Here is a 2,556-nt window from a genome sequence, read left to right as displayed (position 1 = left end):
GCATGGCCGAGGGCGTCGGCGTCCTCGCGGTCGAACGGCTCTCCGACGCCCACCGCAACGGGCACCGGGTGCTCGGCGTGGTCCGCGGCAGCGCCGTCAACCAGGACGGCGCCTCCAACGGGCTCACCGCCCCCAGCGGCCCCTCCCAGCAGCGGGTGATCCGCGCCGCGCTGGCCGGCGCCGGCCTCACCGCCGCCGACGTGGACGCCGTCGAGGCGCACGGCACCGGCACCGAACTCGGCGACCCGATCGAGGCCCAGGCCCTGCTCGCCACCTACGGCCAGGACCGGCCCGCCGGCCGGCCGCTGTGGCTGGGCTCGGTCAAGTCCAACATCGGCCACACCCAGGCCGCGGCCGGCGTCGCCGGGATCATGAAGATCGTCCTGGCCCTGCGGCACGGACAGCTGCCGCGCACCCTGCACGCCGACACCCCGTCCCCGCACGTCGACTGGACCGCCGGCCAGGTCGCCCTGCTGCACCGGCCCGTCGACTGGGCGCCGGACGGCGAGCGGCCCCGCCGGGCCGGCGTCTCCAGCTTCGGCGTCAGCGGCACCAACGCCCACGTCATCATCGAGGAGGCCCCGGCCCGGCCCGCGCCCGCGACGACGGACGCGGCGGACGCCGGCCCCGGCCCGGTGCTGACCGGCGGACCGGTCGCCTGGCCGGTCGGCGCCCGCGACCCGCGCGCCCTCGCCGCCCAGGCGGGCCGGCTGCGCGAGTCCGCGCTGGCCCGCCCCGACCTGCCGGTCGGCGACGTGGCCTGGTCGCTCGCCACCACCCGCCCGCCGCTCGACCACCGCGCCGTGCTCCTGGGCGCCGACCACGCCGAACTGCTGCCCGCCGCCGCGGCGGTGGCCACCGGACAGGCCTCGCCCGACGCCGTCACCGGCTCCGTCGCCCCCGGCGGCACCGGCCGCACCGTGTTCGTCTTCCCCGGCCACGGCAGCCAGTGGATCGGCATGGGCCGCGAACTCGCCGAGGTCTCACCGGTCTTCCGCGACCGGCTGGACCAGTGCGCGCGGGCGCTGGCCCCGTACGTCGACTGGGACCTCGCGGACGTCCTGGCCGGCCGGCACGACTTCCTCGCCGCCGACGTGCTCCAACCCGCCGTCTGGGCGGTCTCGGTGGCGCTGGCGGCCGTCTGGCAGGCCGCCGGGGTCTCCCCGGACGCGGTCGTCGGCCACTCGCTGGGCGAGATCGCCGCGGCGACCGTCGCCGGCGCCCTCACCCTGGACGACGGCGCGAAGGTCGCCGCCCTGCGCAGCCGGGCCCTGCGCACCCTGGACGGACGCGGCGGCCTGCTCTCGGTCGCCGAGCCCGCCGACACCGTGCGCGAACGGCTCGCCGGCTTCGAGGGACGGCTCGCGCTCGCCACCGTCAACGGCCCCCGCTCCTGCGTGGTCTCCGGCGACCCCGACGCGCTCGACGAGTTCGCCGCCGCCTGCCCGCCCACCTGCCGCACCACCCGCGTCCCGATCGCCTACGCCTCGCACAGCCCCCAGGTGGAGGAGCTGCGCGAGGAGATCCTCGCCGCGCTCGCCGGCATCGAGCCCCGCGCGGCCGACGTCCCGCTGGTCTCCGCGTACACCGGGCAGTGGCAGGACGGCCGGGAACTGGACGCCCACTACTGGTACGCGAGCCTGCGCGGCACCGTCGAGTTCGAACGGGCCGTACGGACCCTCGGCGACAGCGGGCACCGGGTGTTCGTCGAGGTGTCCGGACACCCCGCGCTGACCGGCGCCGTCCGGGACACCCTCGGCGAGGCGGCGGTCGTCACCGGCACGCTGCGGCGCCAGGACGGCGGCGCCCGCCGCCTGCTCACCTCGCTCGCCACCGCCTACGTGGCCGGCGCACCCGTCGACTGGGCGGCCGTGCACGGCCCCGGCACCCTCGTCGACCTGCCCACCTACGCCTTCCAGCGCAGCCGCTACTGGCCCGAACCGGCCCGGCCCGCCGCCCCCGCGCCCGACGACGCGCTGACCGGCCTGCGCTACCGGATCACCTGGACCCGGGCCGCCGAGCACCCCGCACCCCCGGCACTGACCGGCAGCTGGCTGCTGGTCGGCGCGGCCGCCGACCCGGAGACCGCCCGGAAGGTCGCCCGGGCCCTGACCGAGCACGGCGCCACCGACGTCCGCACCCTGCCGGACGCCGACCGCACCGCCCTCGCCGCCCACCCGGCCCCGGCCGGCGTGGTCTCCCTGCTCGCCCTGGACGAGACCCCGGACCAGGGGCACCCGACCATGACCCGGGGCGTGGCCGCCACCCTCGACCTCATCCAGCACCTCGGCGCCGGCGCCCCCGGCACCCCGCTGTGGGTGCTCACCTCCGGCGCCGTGGCCACCGGCCCCGGCGAGAGCGGCAGCCCCGCCCAGGCCCAGGTCTGGGGGCTGGGCCGGGTCGCCGGCCTCGAACACCCCGGGCACTGGGGCGGACTGGTCGACCTGCCGCCCGCCGAGGCCTGGGACGACCGCACCGGCACCCGGCTCGCCGCCCTGCTGTCCGGCGCCGTCGCCGAGGACCAGACGGCCCTGCGCCCGCAGGGCATCCTGGCCC

The 2,556-nt window shown here is 78.7% G+C and carries 1 protein-coding gene; it reads left to right on the top strand.

The features are described from left to right. The coding region (locus ACFU6K_RS36415) for a type I polyketide synthase (RefSeq protein WP_380670543.1) at positions 1–2,556 on the top strand (2,556 nt) is incomplete at both ends.

The sequence above is a fragment of the Kitasatospora sp. NPDC057512 genome (assembly GCF_042802135.1).
Classification (GTDB): Bacteria; Actinomycetota; Actinomycetes; order Streptomycetales; family Streptomycetaceae; genus Kitasatospora.
The sequence above is the reverse complement of the archived record's forward strand: the minus strand, read 5'-3'. Positions and strand labels throughout refer to the sequence as shown.